Origin of the sequence: Acetobacter pasteurianus subsp. pasteurianus LMG 1262 = NBRC 106471 (assembly GCF_000285275.1) — a bacterium.
Classification (GTDB): domain Bacteria; phylum Pseudomonadota; class Alphaproteobacteria; order Acetobacterales; family Acetobacteraceae; genus Acetobacter; species Acetobacter pasteurianus.
The window spans coordinates 99232-117840 of sequence record NZ_CADO01000026.1 but is presented as its reverse complement, the minus strand read 5'-3'; the positions used below and the strand labels follow the sequence as shown (position 1 = coordinate 117840).

The window sequence follows — 18609 nt, the reverse complement described above, 5'->3', positions numbered from 1 at the left end:
GGAACCTGGAATCACGCACAAGAGCACTCAGTCAAAGGTTTTTCGAACCCTCCAGATGTATTGTTAAATAATAAAAAGAGTATTGTGTATTTCTTTCATGTATTCCAAAACAAAGAATGCTTACCATATCGGATGTGAAACAATAATTTCATGAAAAATTATCTTGCGGCATGCACAATGTACATGCCTGCGAGCGCGCGTGCGCCTTTAGTTGGTTTTGATTTTATACACGGTATGTATAATTAATTTCTTACCAATAAAAAAATAGAACGTATTTCTACAAATTTTTCCTTTTATAATTATTTTTTATATAAATACTTTTATACATATCAAAATTATCACGAATTTCATGATGATTCCAAATTATACTTTAAATATATATGTAGGTATATATCTAATTATTTTTAACGCCAAATCAGCAACACAGAAAATACTCTGCGCGTTTCCGTGTCACAAACGCTGTATTTTTTAAACGAAAAAACTGCGCCCTGTTCCAATATTGTGTGAACGATCACAACAACATTAAAACAGGGCCACCCCGCATTACTGCGGCATGCTGGGGTATTTTACGGGTACGTGCTCAGATATGCCGCCGTCCCACACACCGCCTTTAGTGGTATCCGATGTATCCGGATCTTCCACCTTTACCTTCCTGTCTGTCCCACCATCCCATACACCGCCTTTGGTGGTATCGGGCTGATCCGGGTTTTTGACCTCAACATGTCTGGAAACGCCACCATCCCATGTGGCGGCAGAAGCACTCTGCACAAACCCGAGGCCAAGAACAGCGACACACATATAAAGTGTCTTTTTCATTTCTCTCTCCTCGTTTAACAAAACTGTAACAGAATGTATTTCTTATTTGCTTATTTTCAACACGAGTACTGTGCTTTCTTCGTATGTCTGCTCTTTAAAAAGCAGTCATCACGCACTGCCCGCCCATATGCCGGGCTGCAATATCACCATAAAAAAAAGGAACCCAAATGGGTTCCCTGCGCAGAATTTATGTTGTGTGGAGAAGGAATTTTGCGAATTGAATGCTTTTTCATCCGCAAAACCGCAACGCCCGCCGTGTAACGCAAACTTACAGCGCCAACAGCAGAGGCCAATCACAACCAATTGAAATTTCTGAATTTTAAGGAAATGGAGCGGATGAAGGGAATGTCATAGACCCATTCGAAACACTCGATAAATGGCAGTTTCTCAAAGAAAAACAGCTACCAACACATAGTACTACCAGACTGGTAGCACCAGAGCCTTGCACGATTATCAGCAAGCAATTCAGTTGCATAGACATCTGATGACGCCAGCGGATACCGGCAGGCCATTGCAGCCCATGCCGCCGCGGCATGGGCCAACACTTCCAACGGCCAGCTTGCCATTGAGATGGACAAAGCCGATTTGCAGCGACCTCAGGGGCGCTATCATTGGCCGGAATACGAGGTCAAATATGCCGCCAAAGCAAAGCGGTCTTTTTGCTATGGCCCACCCAGAACGCTTCCGGGCGGGCCATAGCGCAATAATTCTATTAAGAATTTTCTGAAGTATTATCTGCTTCGCTAGCAATAAAATTGCCTTTTTTCTCCGCCCAAACAAAAAATTTAGTAAAATCACCTAAAGGTTCAGGAAGAATAAACCATGTCGGGATCCCTCTGCTTTGCGGATTTCCAACACCGTTATTCTTCCCACCATTCCATCGGACGCCAATAGTTCCTTCTCTGCCTTCCCACTTCATTCTTGCTATAGAATAGCTATTTTCTCCACCATCATGAAGAATTTCCAAGTTAGCAATCCGATCCTTCGGAGAGGTGACAAGAGCAGGATTCACATAAGACATAACTTTTTTCCTTACATACATACGTATATACATATGTATGTATGTAGATTTTCCAAAAAGCAAAAACTTTTTTAAGAGTCGCTGTAAATTTTCCAGCATGCGCCTCTTTCTGAGCAAAGAGGAGACACACGGCAAAAGGCTTTTGCACTGTGATTAATGAGGAAATGCCTAGTTAGATTGGGCTGCCACGGTAGCCCGTTTCTTTTGACATCAAAGCTCGGTAGGATCTTTCTTCATACCCATAGGAAGAACTACCGCTGACCCACTACCAACACGGTATATCGTGCTGCTGGGTGATGTTCGTAAGTTATTGATTTCATTGGGAAAATGCACATTGGAGCGGATGAAGGGAATCGAACCCTCGTATGCAGCTTGGGAAGCTGCCGTTCTACCATTGAACTACATCCGCATCTTTGTAGGGCGCACTATACCGATACATTGTGCAAATGGCAACGCATCAGTTTTACTCGGCTTCCATTTCTGCGCTCACCAAATCAGAAATATGGCCGATTTCACGCAGATGCAGCCCCTCCGGCGGGCGAGAACGCGTATTGCCCCGTGCGATGCGGCGAGGCAGCACGGCACGGTCAAACCCCAGCTTGGCGGCTTCCTTCAAACGGGCATCAGCCTGTGCCACCTGCCGCACCTCGCCCGAAAGACCGACCTCACCAAAATAAACCTCTCCGGGGCTGGTGGGCACGCCACTGGCAGCAGAAACCAGCGCCGCAGCCACAGCCAGATCTGCCGCTGGTTCCGCCACTTTCAGGCCGCCTGCCACGTTCAAATACACATCCATGCCAGAAAGTTTGAGCCCACAGCGCGTTTCCAGCACAGCCAGCAACATGGAAAGGCGGCCTGTATCCCACCCAACCACGGCACGGCGTGGTGCGCCATCTCCACCTTTGGGGGCCAGCAGGGCCTGCACTTCCAGCAAAACAGGGCGCGTACCTTCCAACCCGGCAAACACGGCAGAACCGGCAATATTGCCCCGCCTTTCGGCCAGAAATAGCGCAGATGGGTTGCTCACTTCCTCCAACCCACGGTCTGTCATGGCGAATACGCCAATTTCATCCGTTGCGCCGTAGCGGTTTTTGGCAGCCCGCAAGATACGGAACTGGTGGCCTCTATCGCCTTCAAAATACATTACGGCATCCACCATGTGCTCCAGCACACGCGGGCCTGCCAGCGCGCCTTCCTTGGTTACATGCCCCACCAGAATAAGGCTGAAGCTCCGGCGCTTGGCCGCACGTATCAGCTCAAACGCACAGGCCCGCACCTGAGAAACCGTCCCCGGTGCGCTATCTATGGTTTCCAGCCACATGGTCTGGATGGAATCAATCACCACCGCCCGCACATCGGGTTCGGCTTCCAGCGTGGCTACAATATCCGCCACGTTGATAGATGCCGCCAAGTCCAGCTTGGCCCCAGCCACACCCAGCCGCTGGGCGCGCAGGCGGATCTGATCCACCGCTTCTTCACCAGAAATATACAGCACCCGCTCACCCTTGCCTGCCAACTTGCTGGCGGCCTGAAGCAGCAGGGTGGATTTACCTATGCCGGGGTCTCCCCCCACCAGCACAACAGAGGCAGGCACAAGGCCACCGCCTAAAACCCGATCAAGCTCTGCAATACCTGTTTGGGTGCGTGGTGGAAGTTTGATCTCCCCTTCCAGCGCCTGCAACGCCACGCGCCGCCCTTTACCACCGCGCACTGCGGCAGAAGATGCGGCCAAGGGTTCCACAGCCATTTCTTCCAGCGTGTTCCATTCACCGCAGGCATCGCACTGCCCAGCCCATTTGGCATGTACAGCGCCACAATTGGTGCAAACATAGGTGCGGGAAGGTTTTTTAGCCATCAGGCAAGCTCTTTTGCTGTCCGGTTCATCCCCCCTGATGTGGAATAAAACAGGAACAAACTCAAGGGCTCACCCGCACTGTTTTTTACGCGTAACCCAATTGCGCGTTCAGATCGGCCATACCGGATTTGTGGAAATATGCCTCAAACACATCGCACCACGGGTCTGGCTGCTGCCGGGCTTCGCCAGAAAATGTTGGGGTGCGGGCACCATAGGTCTGCACAAACGCATCAGACAAACGCTGCGTAAATTCCGGATTGATAGCCTGCAATTTTTCAATGTTATGGGGCTGCAAATCACCCTGCTTCAGGCTTTCATAGCGCAGCACAATGCTTTGGGGGGATGTATCCGCCAGTATCATGCGGGCCATCTGCCGCACATGCTCCAGCCCCCGTTCATGCTCCACAGCCAGAAAAGCTGTTACGCGGGCATCGCCTTCCTGCTCACGCCAGAACTGGCCCAGAAAATCGTCTGGTTCAGGCGGAATCATGTACAGCAAAAAGCGGAACATGCTTTTCATGATATCGCGCAGGTTGCGCACAACAGAAAGTACCAGAACGCCCTGGCTGCGCACATGGTCTATAACGTGCTGAAAATCGCAATGCGCCACAACATGCCCACCTTGCAGCGTGGCGGTTACCAGATCCAGCGGGCAATACAGCCGCAGGGTTTCGGGCATGATATGCACGCGCTCATCCGGCAGGCCGCGATAATCATCCACCACATCCTCACCCCCCAGATGCAGACGGTGGGAAGGGCACCCTGCGGCTTTTAGCGCGGCTTCCACATAATACGTGCCAGCTTTTGGAATGGTGTTGACCATAACCGGCGGCAGGCCCGGTGTTTCACATGTATCTGTTGTTATCAGGGTGTTAAGGTAAAGTGGGTATCTGCGGCCTTCTACCGTGCCTGCCCATCCGTTTCCCGTACGATGATACCGACTGCTCACCTGCCCCCGAATATTTAACAGGCACAGTTCTTCCCCATCCATACGCCATGTATGTTCGTTTTCGTGTTGATACCCATAAAGTTGGCCGTTGGGCAGAAAAACAACCTTGCCGTAGTTACTGTTGCAAGGAGAACCAAACACAAAAACAGAACGGGAAACATCATCCATAATTGAACACCCTCATATTCTACCATTTCGCAAAATGGCTGGGCGCTGTTTGCCACCTCTGTTCGTAAATTTAAACAAAATTTATTATTTGAAAACGCAATACCCCCTGCTCCACCACACAACGATGCTTTGACGAACCCGCCCGCACAGGTTACGGCTGCTGGAACTGCCTTTTTCACACTTCAGCAGGAACGGACAGTCCACACTCATGGACATGGTGCTTGATCTTGTGGCCCGCCTTGGCCGCGCTACACTTTCCCTTATTCGCGCGGCGGGGGCTTTGGCCCTGTTTGCGGCTTCTGGGCTTTCGCACATTGTGCGCCCTCCGTTTTATGGGCGGGTGTTTTTATCCACCTTTTTAGAAACAGGCTTTTTCTCTTTGCCTGTGGTGGCGCTTACGGCGCTGTTTTCTGGCGGGGTGATTGCGCTGCAATCCTATACCGGGTTTGCGCAATACCATGCCCAAAGCGCCATTGCCGGTATTGTGGTGCTGGCCGTTACGCGTGAACTCGGGCCGGTGCTGGCTGGGCTTATGGTGGCTGGCCGCGTAGGCGCTGCCATGGCCGCCCAAATTGGCACCATGCGCGTAACAGACCAGATAGATGCGCTTACCACCCTTTCCACCAACCCCATGAAGTATCTGGTGGCCCCGCGCCTGCTGGCCGGGCTTATTGCCCTGCCCTTGCTGGTGCTGGTAGCAGACATACTGGGTGTGGCAGGCGGCTTTACCGTAGCGGTGGTGAAGCTGGGCTTTTCTGCCCCCGCTTACATTACAGCCACGCTGAACTCCCTCAAGGCCATTGATGTAACCGTAGGGTTGGTAAAGGCCGCGCTGTTTGGGTTCCTTATTGCGCTGATGGGCTGCTACTACGGCTATAACAGCAAGGGCGGGGCAGAAGGTGTGGGCTCTGCCACAACAGCGGCCGTGGTAGCTGCCTCCATCATGCTGCTGGCCTTTGATTACCTGCTGACAGACCTGTTCTTTTCACAATGAGCCAGACCATGACAGGCACCACGCCTAAAATCCGTATTCGGGACCTGCACAAATCCTTCGGCGCCAAAAAGGTGCTGGATGGTGTTTCCATGGATGTTGCACAGGGCACATCCTTTGTTGTTATCGGCGGGTCTGGCTCGGGCAAATCCGTGCTGCTGCGCTGCATCCTGGGGCTGATTACCCCGGATTCCGGCGTTATCGAAATTGATGGCGAAAACGTTCTGGAAGCTCCGGAAAAACGGCGTGAAAAACTGCGCAGTGAAATTGGCATGCTGTTCCAGAACGCCGCCCTGTTTGACAGTTTGACTGTATGGGAAAACGTGACATTCGGCCTGCTGGCGCTGCATAAAATCACCCGCAAGAACGCCCGCAACCATGCAGGCACCATTCTGGCACAGGTGGGGCTTGATCCTTCTGTGGGGGATTTATATCCATCTGAACTTTCTGGCGGCATGCAAAAGCGCGTGGGCCTGGCACGTGCCATTGCTGCCCAGCCGGATATTCTGTTTTTTGATGAACCCACCACCGGGCTGGACCCCATTATGGGCGCGGTGATTGATGGGCTGATTGTAGATTGCGTGAAAAAGCTGGGTTCCACCGCCATTGCCATTACGCATGATATGGCATCTGCCCAACGCATTGGAGATGAAGCCGCCATGCTCTACAAAGGCAAGCTGATCTGGCAGGGTGCAGCATCTTCCCTCATGAACAGCGGCAACCCGTATGTAGATCAGTTCACCCACGGGCGGCGTGAAGGCCCCATCAGCATGGAATTGCGGCGTTAATCACACTTGGCTGCAATCTCCACTTGCCCGCGCTGCCTTGCAATGAGATAGAAAAAGCAGACAAAACGGGTAAGGGATATTCGGTAAGATGAAACGCGCGGTTCTGCTGCTGGCCTGCACCTTGGGACTATCCGCCTGTGGCATGTTTAGCTCCAGTGAACCGAAGCATCTGACCACAGCCGCCCAGTGGGAAAAATACGGATATCATGATCACCTCAAAACAGGTGATGACGACTAACCTCACCACGTTTCCCATACGTTAATTTTTACCCCTGCCACCGTTGATGGCAGGGCTTTTGCCTGTTTGAAAAGTGCACAGCATTGTGCGGCCTGCACCAAACAGAAACTTACGTACATTCCCCCAACATCACCACGCCGCTTGCTTAATGGTGGCGCAACCCCCTCTTACGCCGCTACGTTACGGATATAAGGGTTATTTTTCCAGACACCTGAAACACAAGGTTTTCTGATGCGTTTGAAGCGGTTCTGTTCTCTTTTTCTAGCGTGTTTTGTGCTTACGCAGGGTGCCCTGCCTTTTGCCGCCAGTTCCCCCCTTTGGGCAGCGGATACAGACAATACCTCCGTTACGGCCCCTGCCCCAACAACCCTTATTACCAATACTTCTGATATTGTCAGTAACAGCACGCTGGAAAGTATTGGCTCAGAAATAAGTGCCATTTACCAAAGCAGCCAGCAGGAAAGAACCAACGGCCAAAGCACAACCGAGCTTGCCGCCCTGCTGCGCCGCGCCAATGCTGTGGCCACACAAACAGATACCCTGCAAGCCCGGCTAAAACCCTATCAGGGCGTTTATCAGAACTTTCTGGATATTCTGGGCAAGCCACCCGGCAAGGATGAGCCAGCAGAAGCAGCCTCCATTACCGAACAGCGCAAACTCCTGCTTAAAAAACAGCAGGACATCAATTCCCGCATGACGCGGCTGAAGCTGTATCAGGTAGAAGCCCAGCAACTTGTAAATGAACTGCGCCAGCATGGCACCGCCATACAGCAGGCCACCTTGTGGCAGCGTTTTCCCTCCCCTCTGGGGGTGAACTTCTGGTCTCAGTTTACCAGCAATTTCCATACAGACACCACACGGCTCAGCGCTTTGGGGGGAGAAGCCCTTGGGGTGCTGGGGGTCGCTTTTTCTGGCAAGCGCATCTTTATTTCGCTGGGTGGCATCGCACTTTCTGCGGTGCTTCTGGTGGGGTGGTTTTTCTCGCACGGTATTATTCGCCGGTTGGTGGCGCGTGTTTTACCTGCGGGACGTATCCGCCCCATTATTGCAACCCTTTTGTGTGGTGTGCTCAGCCTGCTGGCATGGGGTTTTGCCTTCCAGATTTTCTGGAGTGTTCTGGCCTTTGACAATTCTGCGCTGGATGAAGATTTAACCACCCTTGGCAGCATGATGGGCGCGCAGTTTCCGCTTTGCGGGCTTGTGATCGAGCTGGGGTTTTGCCTGCTTTCACGCCATCCGGAATGGCGCATCTTTCCGATGTCGGACACCATTGCGCGGAATTTGCGGCTGTTTCCGCTCTGGTTGGCGGCAGCGCTTATTATACGCGGGTTCCTGCGCTATATTGATACGCAAAGCGGCATTTCCATGCTGTCTGTCCAGCTTATGGATGGGCTGTATGTGCTGGCCGTAAGCCCGCTGCTGTTTGCCATCCCGCGGGAACTGCGGATTTCTGACCAAACAGACAACACCCCCAGCCAGCCCTCGCGCACGCAGTTTTTAATCAGTCTGGCTATGGGTATTTCCATTGTCTGCTGGCTGGCTGTTTTTTCAGGCTACATTCCGCTGGCTTACACCATCATCTCATGGCTGAGCATGATGGCCATTAGCATGACAGGCCTTTTGCTGCTTTCCCTTTTGGTAACGGTTACGGCCAGCACGTTGTTTCCGGCCGGTGCGCCTTTGGGGCGGCATCTGGTTGAACTGGGCCTGCCGCCACGGTTTGTAAACCAGATGTGCGTTGTGGTGCCCGGCATTGTAAATGTGCTGCTGCTGGCTGTGGTTTATGCCGTTGCCACCAGTGGCGGAGGGTTTGACCCGCAGCAGATCTGGCACCAGCTTTACTGGCTGTTTCATGGCCAGGCCAGCACCGATGGCTCCCATATCTCTCTGGATGCCATTTTGCTGTGTGCCGTGTTGCCGGTGGCTGGGTATTACGCCATCAGCATTTTAAAATCGTGGTTTCAGCAAAGGTTTTTCCCCACCACGCGGCTGGATATCGGGGCGCAGGCATCTATCCTGAGTATTCTGAGCTATGCCGCATGGATTCTGGTGGGGCTGAGCATGCTGGCGGTGCTGGGTGTAACCGTTAAAAGCATGACATGGGTTGTAAGCGCGCTTTCTGTGGGCATTGGCTTTGGCTTGCAGTCCATTGTGCAAAACTTTGTTTCCGGCATTATCCTTATGGCCGAACGCCCGGTTTCCATTGGGGATGTTGTCACCATTGCGGGCGTAACTGGCACGGTGGAACGCATTAGCGTGCGCTCTACCGATATCCGGCTGGATGACCAATCCACCATGATTGTTCCTAACTCGCAGTTCATTACCTCGGCGGTTAAAAACGCCACGCGGGCACAAAAACCCGGTGTGTTCACCATAGAACTCAATCTGCCTTTTGCATCTGATCTGGATAAAGCCATGGATGTCATGGCCCGCACCCTTGCCACCTGTAAGGATGTGGATGAAAGCATGCGGCCAACTGTAAGCATGTCTTCTGTATCTGATGGCTCTGCCTTGCTGATTGGATCAGCCAAAGCCATGTCTGGCACAGACGTAAAAGTTGTGCGCAGTGCAGCGCTTTTTGAAATCTGGAAGGCGTTTCAGGAAAACAAGATTCCGGTGACGGTGCGGCAGAACCTGATAACCGTTTAACCAGCACGCCCTATTCTGCGGGCCGCCTGTATGGCCCGCAGAAACCAAGCCACGTTGTTTTTCAGGAAAAACGCTGGCGCAATTTATCTATATGCTCACGCCCTCGCCCCGTATTGGCAACAAAGGCCTGTTGCAGAACATGCCATGCTCTTTCCAGTTCGCGGTCATCCACATAGGCAAAACCTTCTGGCCGTGTGCGTAAAACACGCTCCAGATTTTTCAGGCGCACAACCTGATGATGCACAAATGGGCTGGTATAAGCCCGCCCGGCAAACACCACGACAGACCGTACATTTTCCATTCCGGTAAGGTATTTTACGGCACAGACATGCCGATAGTTCTGGTGCACGGGGTCCATAAACAGCCGGTACCCTACGCCGGTAGAATTTGGAAAACTCTGCTTCCACACCCCCGGCGTAGAGGAACCGGAAATAAAGCCATCGTAATTTTTGGTTTCAATAACCACAATGCCCCACGGGGCTTTTACAAGATGATCTATTTCCGTCAGCCCTCTGTCATCTTCCAGCAAAACATTATGTAGGGCGGCCCAGCCCATGTGTTGGAGAATTGCACATACTTTTTCTTCCCCTTCCCGCCCTTTTTCATGGGCATCAAAATACGGCTTCTCAAAAACCGGTTCTGCCGGGGTTTCATCTTGAGAGGTTGGAGACGGCGGTAAGTGCTTTTCTGGTTTTTCAATAAAACCAAAAACCAGAAACCCGGCCAGGGCGAGAAGCCCCACAACCAAAGCAATTTTTACAAGCAGAAACAAGAACGCAAAAACTGTTGAAATATTCAGCAAGACAAGAAGGCACACTGCCATTGCAATAATGGCACCAAGTTTATCCATTAAAAAATCTGCCCAATCTTATTTGTTCTTTTGGCACGCAGTTTACAGGCTGTTCTTGCGCGTGCATGCAGTTGCACATACGGCGCCATACAGCAAGCGGTATGGTTTTTCAAATTTACGTGGATATCAGAAGGTTTTTACCAAAAAAGGCCCCAACATGGGGGCCTTTTCAACTGGTTTAGTGTTCCTGATGAATGGTATCCAAATCTGCAAAGCGCGTGTATTCGCCCTCGAAAAACAGATTAATGGTGCCCGTGGGGCCATGACGCTGCTTTTCCAGAATAAGCTCGGCCTTGTTATGCACCAGGCTCATCTTGCGCTGCCATTCATCCATTGCCACAGAGTATTTCTCCATGGATTCAAAAGCGGTTTCCTTGGGCATACGCTGTTGCAGGTAGTATTCATCACGGTACACAAACATCACCGCATCGGCGTCCTGCTCAATGGAGCCGGATTCACGCAAATCCGACAGCATGGGCCGCTTGTCTTCGCGGCTTTCCACCTGACGGGAGAGCTGGGAAAGTGCGATAACCGGCACTTCCAGTTCCTTGGCAATGGCTTTAAGGCCCTGCGTAATCATGGAAATTTCCAACACACGGCTTTCTGGGCGGGTGCCAACAGATGGCCGCATAAGCTGGAGGTAATCCACCACCACAAGGCATAGCCCCTGCGTACGCTTTAACCTACGGCAGCGTGTGCGCATGGCGGAAAGAGAGATAGCTGGCGTATCATCAATCACCAATGGCAGGCGGGCCAGTTCGTGGCTGACACGCACAAAGCGGTCAAACTCCTTCTGCCCGATATCACCACGGCGGATACGCTCGCCCGAAACCTCGGCCTGTTCAGACAGAATACGAGTGGCCAACTGCTCTGCTGACATTTCGAGCGAGAAAATAGCCACTGCCCCTTTGGGCTTTTCTCCTGTTTCCTCAGCCTCATCCATAATGGCGCGGGCGGCGGAAAAGGCCATTTTGGTGGCCAGCGCCGTTTTACCCATAGCGGGACGCCCAGCCAGAATCAGCAAGTCAGACGGATGCAGCCCACCTGTTTTTTTATCCAGATCACGCAGGCCGGATGTCAGGCCCGTAACGTGCCCTTCGTTCTGAAAGGCTTGGGCCGCAACAGAAATGGCTCCGCTCAGCGCCTTGTTGAAGGAAACAAAATCCCCTTCATTGCCTTTTTCCGTCGCCAGTTTGAACAGGGCTTCTTCCCCTGCCTCAATCTGGTCCTGCCCGGAAAGGCCCATGGTGGTGCCAAACGCGCTGTTCACCACGTTTTCACCAATATCAATCAGCTGGCGGCGGATCCACGCATCATGAATGGTGCGGCCGTAATCTCCGGCGTTGATAATCCCGACCATGGAGGACAACAGCTTGGCCATGTAGGCCATACCGCCCACGCTGGCCAAAATGCCGGAATGTTCCAGCTCGGCCCGCATGGTTACGGGGTCTGCCAGTTGTCCGTTTTCAATGCGCCGGGCAATGGCTTCATAAATCTGGCCATTCACACGGTTGGCAAAATGCTCACCAGCCAGAAAGTCCGAAACACGGTCATAGGCGCGGTTGTTGGTCAGCAACGCGCCAAGCAGCGCCTGTTCGGCCTCCACATTGGCCGGGGGCTGCCGAAGGGTAAGGGCCAGAAGGCTTTCGTCCTTCTGGTTGGGGGTATCTGTTGTTGTCATGTTCACAACACCGCTTGTATCAGATTCGCGCTGCCACGTCCTGCTTACAGGCACATTTCCGCACAGCGTTTTTTATGCAGATGGCACGCAGGCTCGCGCAGCCTGATCCAGCGCATCATACGCCGTTACGATATGATAAAGCGAGCTACTTGGTATTTGTGAAGCCGCAGGTGCGCCCTGTGCATCCAGTTGGTCCACCCATGTGCCTGTGGGGCAACCTGTAAAATACCGATCCAGCAGATTACTGGCCATACGCGTGGCCCAACCGGCTTTACCCTGCGGATCATGACACAACGCGCCACGCAAAGCCTCGCCTTGCACCCATAAGCGGAATGTTGGCTTAAGTATTTGCCCATTCCGTGCAACGGCATCACGCACTAATGCGGTTTGGGCATCTACGCCATACTGATGTGCAAAATGGTAAAGGCGCGCGGCTTGGGCTGCGGTATCCACCCCGCTCTGGCGTGCATAAGCCTGCAACAGCCATACCCATTCAAAATGATGCCCCGGCTCACACCACTGGCCTTCTGGCCCTGCGGCGGGTTGCCAGTCTGGCCCAAAATATTCGCCCAGCGTGCCGGTGCGTTCATCCATAAAGTGTTGGCTGAACAGCGCATATAATGCGTGCGCCTGCGCCAGATCTGCAGCATCGCCCGTAGTTTCATGCAGGGCCAGAACAGCTTCCAGCAAGTGCATATGGGGGTTTTGCTGCCGCCATGCATCATTGGTGGGCCGCGTGTTCATAAAGCCGCCATTGGGCAGAGCCATTGTCTGCCCCAGCCACGCAAGCGTTTGCCGCGCCAGCTCTACCGCCTGGCCTGTGCGGTCCACACGGCCATACCATGCCAGAGCAAACAGCACGAAAGCGATATCGTACAAATCTGCACTGTCATCCAGCACAGCGCCATCACGCGCCAGCAGCTTAACCCACCCGCCATCTGGCCTATGGGCGTTGAGCAGAAACCTGAAAATACTTTCCGCCCGTTGCGCTGCTGGCTGCCAGCCTTTTAAGGCCGCCCATGAAAACACAAAAAGCTGCCGTGCCTGCACCCTTACGCGCTTGAACGGCGGCAAGGCTGGCGTGCCCTGTAGAGTCAGGCACTCCTGCGCCCCCAAGGCCGCGGGGTTTGAGGCTGTGCCATCGCACCCCGTGCTGGCCCAGAAAGGCAAGGCATCCTCAAACAGCCAGCGCGCAAAACGGTTGCGCACGGCAATAAGCGGCAGGTTTTCTGCACCCGGCAGATCATGCACTGTCATGTATTGCGAATCCGCCCGATTGTAGACGTAGTGGAATGTCCCTGCTGCAAATTGGCCAGCACCAGCCTGCCCCCTGCGGCCTGCACAATATCCGCCCCCACAACCTGTTCTGGCCGGTAATCTGCCCCTTTTACCAGCACATCTGGCATCAGGGCACGGATAAGCTCTAGCGGTGTATCTTCATCAAACGCCACAACGGCATCCACATAACGGATGGCGGCCATAACAGCGGCGCGGGATTCCAATGAGTTCACAGGCCGTGTGTCACCTTTCAGGCGGCGCACGCTGGCATCTGTGTTCAGCGCCACCACCAGCCTGTCACACGCGCTCCGGGCTTCTGCCAGCAGGCTGATATGGCCGGGGTGGATGATATCAAAACACCCGTTGGTAAAGCCGACACGCAGGCCACGCGCCTGCCAGCGGGCCACCTGCGCACAAGCGGCCCCTAAAGGCAGCAGGTGCGGCACTTCATCCGGGCCGGATTGCTCTTCCAGTTCGTGCAGAACTTCCTGAATATCCGCCGTGGCCGTGCCCAGCTTACCCACCACCACGCCAGCCGCCGCATTGGCCACACGCATGCCCTGTTCGAACGACATACCCGCCCCAACAGCCAGCGCCATGGTGGCAATAACGGTATCTCCCGCGCCAGAAACATCAAACACTTCCCGCGCACGGGCGGGCACAGCCAGCACCTCGCCCCCACGCCGCACCAGCATCATGCCTTTTTCCGACCGGGTAGCCAGAATGGCCTGTGCATCGGCCTGAGCCATCACCTTACTGGCAGCGGCCTCTACATGGGCTGCGGTATCCACCGGCATGCCGGAGGCTGCGGCCAGTTCCTTGGCATTGGGGGTAATGCAGGTAGCGCCTTTATAGCGCGTGTAATCAGTAGATTTGGGATCTACAAAAACAGGCACACCAGCTTGCCGCGCCACGTGGAACAGATGCGCCAGCACAGCCGGAGTGCACACGCCCTTGCCGTAATCAGACACCACCACAGCCTGACAGGCTCCGATATGTGCATCAATCTGGCGGCACAGGGCTTCCTGCTCTGGCTCTGCAATGGGGGCGTGGCTTTCTTCATCCACCCGCACCACCTGCTGATGCGCGGCAATAAAGCGTGTTTTGCAAATTGTGGGCCGGGTGGCACTTTGCACCGTAGCATCCACCAGCCGGTTTTTTTCTGCCAATGTGGTGCGCAGGCTGGCCCCGGCCTCGTCCTGACCGCTCAGCCCCACCAGAACGGCACGCCCCCCAAGTGAGATAACGTTGCTGGCCACATTCCCGGCCCCTCCGGGCATTTCGCGCCGGGAATCGAGCAACAACACAGGCACGGGTGCTTCGGGCGAGATGCGGTCCATGCTGCCGTATAAAAAACGGTCCAGCATGACATCACCCAGGCACAGCACGGTAATGGCAGAAAAATCCATGCCGTTCAGGCTCCAAAACTGGCAACAAAATCCAACAGCCCCGTGCGCCGACGGGTTTGCAGGCGTGCCGCTATTAGCACCGCGCGGGCTTCTGTAATGGCGCGGTCCAGATCCGTATTGATAATCACGTGGTCAAATTCCCGCCAATGCGAGATTTCATCCCGCGCGGCGGCCATGCGGCGGGCAATTTCATCGGGGTGGTCTGATGCACGGCCACGCAGGCGGCGTTCCAGTTCCTCCAATGATGGCGGCAGCACAAACAGGCTCACCACATCATCAGGCAGTGCACGGCGAATTTGCTGGTGGCCCTGCCAGTCTATGTCAAACACCATATCGTGCCCGGCAGCCAATGCGGCTTCCACCGGGGCGCGGGGTGTGCCGTAACCACGGCCAAACACGGTGGCCCATTCCAGCAACTCACCATTTGCGGCCATGCGCTCGAAATCTTCCATGGTACGGAAGTGGTAATGCACGCCTTCCTTTTCCCCCGGCCTTGGCTGGCGCGTGGTCACGGAAACCGAGTGCTTGAGCGCGGGCTCGGAAGCACGCAGTGCATTGGCAATGGTGGACTTACCCGCCCCGGATGGCGCAGAAATAACCAGGCACACACCGCGCCGCCGTTCTGCTCCGTTATGGTTACCCTGTGCGTTGTGCGCCATGCTGCCTTCCCTGCGTGTTCTATCTATCCGTCTTGCGCCTTCATGCCAGAAGCCGCCATGCTATGCCATAACCACCATAAGCAAAGGCCGATCTGTAATATGAAGCATGATACCGTTCTGATTACTGGCGCATCCTCCGGCCTTGGGCAAACATTGGCCCAAACGCTGGCCCGGCCAGGGCGCACCCTGTATCTGGGCGGGCGTCATGCACAACGGCTGGAAGAAACAGCAAAAGCCTGCATTAGCCGGGGGGCATCTGTGCATTTGCACCTTGGGGATGTGGCAGACCGTGCAGAAATGGATACCTGGATCCGCAGCACAAACGGGCTGGATCTGGTTTTGGCATGCGCAGGCATAACGGGCGGCACGCGCAAGCCGCAAACGCCCGATGGTATGCCCTATGAACCTGCAGCACAGATTTATCGTATTTTTGAAACGGACATGATGGGCGTGCTCAACACCGTGCTGCCTGCGCTGGATGTTATGCAGCATCAGCCACGTGGGGCGGATGGCATGCGTGGGCGTATCTGTGCCATTTCTTCCGTTGCGGGGGTGGTATCTTACCCCGGCACGCCCTCTTATTCCGCAGCCAAAGCGGCGGTGGACAGATTTATGGTGGCCACCGGGGGAGATGCCAAAAAGGCCGGTATCTTATTAAGCTCTGTTGTATGCGGGTTTTTAGATACCCCGATGGTGGCCAAAAACGCCTTCCCCATGCCGGGGCTCACAGATGTTAACAGCGCCAGCCGCCGTATTTTGCGTGGGCTAAGCCGGAACGAGCGGCGCATTATCTTTCCGCTATGGCTGGTTGCCGGCTCCCGCTTTATGGACCTGCTGCCCATCCGGCTGGCAGAGTTCTATTACAATAATCAGCCCTCTGGGGCCGCGGGGTCCATGCCCGAACCTGACCTTTCATGATACTGTAGCGCCAGCCCCACCATTCCCCACGCCGCAGGAACACGCCACCCATGATACAATCACCCCCTTCAGCCCCCCAGACCGGTGGCCTGATGGAGGATCTTTCCGCAGCATCTGTAAGGGAACCTGTTCCGGCAGCGCTCAAAACCATGCCGACAGACCGGGTGTTCTGGAGCCACTTTTCCCCCAACCTTGGCCCCGGTGGCTGGGTCACGGGGGCGTTGCTTACAGGCATGGGGCTGGATTTTCGCACAGGGGTGGCTGCCATTATTCTTGGCAACATCATAGGCGCGCTGCCCGTAGCCCTTGCCGCCGCCATTGGCCCCAAAACCGGGCTGACACAAATGGAGGCCTCCCGCCGCGCGTTGGGGCAAAAAGGTCTGCGTCCTCCGGCGTTTCTGAACTGGATTTATTGCGTAGGGTGGGATGCCGTAAATAACGTGCCCGCCGCCACGGCCCTTATGGCGCTGCTGCTTTTGGCCGGGCTTTCCATGCCCTTCTGGCTGGCTTTGGGCATACTGGCTAGTATTCAGATGGTGGCCTCTATTTACGGACACCATGTGGTGCAGGCCTTGCAGAAATATCTGGGCACCGTGTTGCTTGTGGTGTTCACGCTTATTGGCATTGTGTTTGCGCTAAAAGGGCAAGCCCCGCTGGCCGCGCATCATGCTGTCAGCTTTTCCACCTTTTTGCTGGCAACGGGTGTGTTGGTCAGCTTCAATCTGTCCTGGGCCTCGTATTCATCAGATTACACGCGATATCTGCCTGCCAATACCTGCCCTAAAAAGGTGGTGTTGCTGGCTTTGGCGGGGCTTTTGGGTTCGGCCATTCCGTTCCAGATTCTGGGGCTTATTTCTGCCGGGTCTGTGGCAGAGGCCTCACCCACGGCGGTTATTGCCTCGCTCCAGCAGGCTATGGGGCCACTTGGGGCTGTGGCACTTGGGGCGATTGCGCTTTCATCCATCACCGGCAATTCGTTTAACGATAATACCGCCAGCTACAGCCTTATTTCTGCCGGGCTGCATGTGCCCCGCATTGCGGCGGCCATTCTTACAGCCAGCCTTGGCTATGTGCTGGCTGTGGCCGGTGCAGGCCGTTACACCACACTTTATACAGACTACCTGCTGGTGACGATGTACTGGATTGCCCCGTGGATCGGCATTGTGCTGGCGGACTGGTATTTTGGAGATCGCACGGTGCACCCTATTCCACCGGGCTGGACACGTGGGGCCACCATTTTTGCCGTAACATCCGTGCTGACCATTGCGCTGTTTTCAACCAGCAGCCTGTATACCGGCCCCGTAGCGCGTTGGCTGGGCGGGGCCGATATTGGGTATTACGTGGGCTTTTTTGCTGCGGCTTTCTGGTACGCGCTGGGCATGCCACGGCGCACCAGTTCATAAAGGCCTACAGCAGCGGCCACAGATACGTTCAGGCTTTCCATTTCTCCGGGCATGTAAAGCCCGGCAATTTCATCACAGCTTTCACGCGTTAAGCGGCGCAGGCCCTTGCCTTCTGCCCCCAGCACAAGGGCTACGCGGCGACCATCAAAACTTGTGCCATCCAACGTGGTGCCGCCTGCATCCAGCCCTACTGTCCAGCACCCACTTTTCTGCAACTGCTCGATCGCACGGGAGAGGTTGACCTCACGCACCATGGGCACGGTTTCCAGCGCGCCAGATGCGGCCTTGGCCAGCACAGCGGTTTCTTCCGGCGCGTTGCGGTCCTGCACCACAAGACAGGCAGCCCCAAACGCTGCGGCTGAACGCAGAATGGCCCCGATGTTACGTGGGTCTGTCACCTGATCCAGCACCAGTACCGGGCCGGGGCGTTCCAACGCTTCATCCAGCGGCATGGGGGGCAGAACACGTGCCAGAAGGGCTACACCCTGATGCACCGCATCCGGCCCCAGCAAATCATCCAGCCGCTGGCGTTGCACCAGTTCCGGCGCCACGCGCACACCTCGGCCAGAGCGTGTGGCCTCTTCCAACGCGGGATGATTTTCTTCGGTTACCAGCAGGCGTTCATACACACGGCGCGGATTATTAAGCGCTGCGGCCACTGCGTGCGTGCCAAACAGCCAGCATGTGCCTGCCGGAGCCGAAGGCGCGCCTTCCCGCCCACCAGCAGAAGAAACACGAGGGCGCCGCGCAGGACGGCCATGACGAGGTTGACGCATAAACACACAGTTCCGGGTTGTTAAGGGTATAACAGATCAGGCCCTTCTAGCGCATTCCGCCTGCCTGCGCCTATCCCGCATATAAATGTGCACCGCCGCCATAACAGCGCCATACACAGCGTGCAGGAATGGACATTCCATCACGCCGGCTGTATCGGTC

Annotated in this window: 16 protein-coding genes and 1 tRNA gene; 6 read left to right on the top strand and 11 right to left on the bottom strand. The window is 54.8% G+C overall.

Annotated features, from left to right (window positions below; all coding sequences use genetic code 11):
- Window positions 1–543 precede the first annotated feature (543 nt).
- The 5 genes from APA10_RS06945 to APA10_RS06920 form a co-directional block, all read right to left on the bottom strand.
- Entirely contained in the window at window positions 544–816 is a 273-nt protein-coding gene (locus APA10_RS06945; RefSeq protein ID WP_003629145.1) for a hypothetical protein, read from the bottom strand.
- A gap of 712 nt (window positions 817–1528) precedes the next feature.
- Window positions 1529–1936 carry a hypothetical protein gene (locus APA10_RS06935; protein ID WP_003629141.1) on the bottom strand — a complete coding sequence of 136 codons (408 nt, stop codon included), beginning with the start codon at window positions 1934–1936 and terminating at the stop codon, window positions 1529–1531.
- Between the two features lie 236 nt (window positions 1937–2172).
- Window positions 2173–2246 (bottom strand) — tRNA-Gly (locus APA10_RS06930).
- A 54-nt stretch (window positions 2247–2300) separates the two neighbouring features.
- On the bottom strand, window positions 2301–3692 hold the full coding sequence (gene radA / locus APA10_RS06925) for a DNA repair protein RadA (protein WP_035367384.1): 1392 nt from the start codon (window positions 3690–3692) through the stop codon (window positions 2301–2303).
- A gap of 85 nt (window positions 3693–3777) precedes the next feature.
- Window positions 3778–4809 carry a hypothetical protein gene (locus APA10_RS06920; RefSeq protein WP_003629139.1) on the bottom strand — a complete coding sequence of 344 codons (1032 nt, stop codon included), beginning with the start codon at window positions 4807–4809 and terminating at the stop codon, window positions 3778–3780.
- A 208-nt stretch (window positions 4810–5017) separates the two neighbouring features.
- Between APA10_RS06920 and APA10_RS06915 the strand changes: the two genes are divergently transcribed.
- From APA10_RS06915 to APA10_RS06905, 4 genes are all read left to right on the top strand, one after another.
- Window positions 5018–5803: an MlaE family ABC transporter permease gene (locus APA10_RS06915; protein WP_003629138.1), complete on the top strand. Its 786-nt coding sequence runs from the start codon at window positions 5018–5020 to the stop codon at window positions 5801–5803.
- Window positions 5800–6588, top strand: coding sequence for an ABC transporter ATP-binding protein (locus APA10_RS06910; RefSeq protein ID WP_003629137.1), 789 nt, complete (start codon window positions 5800–5802; stop codon window positions 6586–6588). Before APA10_RS06915 ends, APA10_RS06910 begins: the two co-directional genes overlap by 4 nt.
- 88 nt (window positions 6589–6676) lie before the next feature.
- Window positions 6677–6826 (top strand): hypothetical protein, encoded by a 150-nt coding sequence (locus tag APA10_RS15120; protein ID WP_003629136.1) that lies wholly within the window; start codon window positions 6677–6679, stop codon window positions 6824–6826.
- A 231-nt stretch (window positions 6827–7057) separates the two neighbouring features.
- Window positions 7058–9475, top strand: coding sequence for a mechanosensitive ion channel domain-containing protein (locus APA10_RS06905; protein ID WP_003629134.1), 2418 nt, complete (start codon window positions 7058–7060; stop codon window positions 9473–9475).
- Window positions 9476–9536: 61 nt separating this feature from the next.
- On the opposite strand, the gene APA10_RS06900 is transcribed toward APA10_RS06905, so the two are convergent.
- The 5 genes from APA10_RS06900 to gmk all read right to left on the bottom strand — a co-directional run bounded on the left by APA10_RS06900 (window position 9537) and on the right by gmk (window position 15352).
- Entirely contained in the window at window positions 9537–10325 is a 789-nt protein-coding gene (locus APA10_RS06900) for a nuclease-related domain-containing protein (RefSeq protein ID WP_003629133.1), read from the bottom strand.
- Window positions 10326–10503: 178 nt separating this feature from the next.
- On the bottom strand, window positions 10504–12006 hold the full coding sequence (locus APA10_RS06895; protein WP_035362011.1) for a replicative DNA helicase: 1503 nt from the start codon (window positions 12004–12006) through the stop codon (window positions 10504–10506).
- Window positions 12007–12078: 72 nt separating this feature from the next.
- The gene (locus APA10_RS06890; RefSeq protein ID WP_003629128.1) at window positions 12079–13263 is read right to left on the bottom strand and encodes an AGE family epimerase/isomerase; all 1185 of its coding nucleotides are present in this window, start codon (window positions 13261–13263) and stop codon (window positions 12079–12081) included.
- Entirely contained in the window at window positions 13260–14693 is a 1434-nt protein-coding gene (hldE, locus tag APA10_RS06885; RefSeq protein WP_003629127.1) for a bifunctional D-glycero-beta-D-manno-heptose-7-phosphate kinase/D-glycero-beta-D-manno-heptose 1-phosphate adenylyltransferase HldE, read from the bottom strand. The genes APA10_RS06890 and hldE overlap by 4 nt, the downstream gene beginning before the upstream one ends.
- Window positions 14694–14698: 5 nt before the next feature.
- Complete coding sequence (gmk, locus tag APA10_RS06880) at window positions 14699–15352, bottom strand: guanylate kinase (protein ID WP_003629126.1); 654 nt, start codon at window positions 15350–15352, stop codon at window positions 14699–14701.
- Window positions 15353–15451: 99 nt separating this feature from the next.
- Between gmk and APA10_RS06875 the strand changes: the two genes are divergently transcribed.
- Window positions 15452–16270 carry an SDR family NAD(P)-dependent oxidoreductase gene (locus APA10_RS06875; RefSeq protein WP_003629123.1) on the top strand — a complete coding sequence of 273 codons (819 nt, stop codon included), beginning with the start codon at window positions 15452–15454 and terminating at the stop codon, window positions 16268–16270.
- A 50-nt stretch (window positions 16271–16320) separates the two neighbouring features.
- Entirely contained in the window at window positions 16321–17673 is a 1353-nt protein-coding gene (locus APA10_RS06870; protein WP_035365723.1) for a purine-cytosine permease family protein, read from the top strand.
- Here APA10_RS06870 and rlmB read toward each other — a convergent pair.
- On the bottom strand, window positions 17607–18449 hold the full coding sequence (gene rlmB, locus APA10_RS06865; protein WP_035365721.1) for a 23S rRNA (guanosine(2251)-2'-O)-methyltransferase RlmB: 843 nt from the start codon (window positions 18447–18449) through the stop codon (window positions 17607–17609). The genes APA10_RS06870 and rlmB overlap by 67 nt on opposite strands.
- Window positions 18450–18609: the final 160 nt, after the last annotated feature.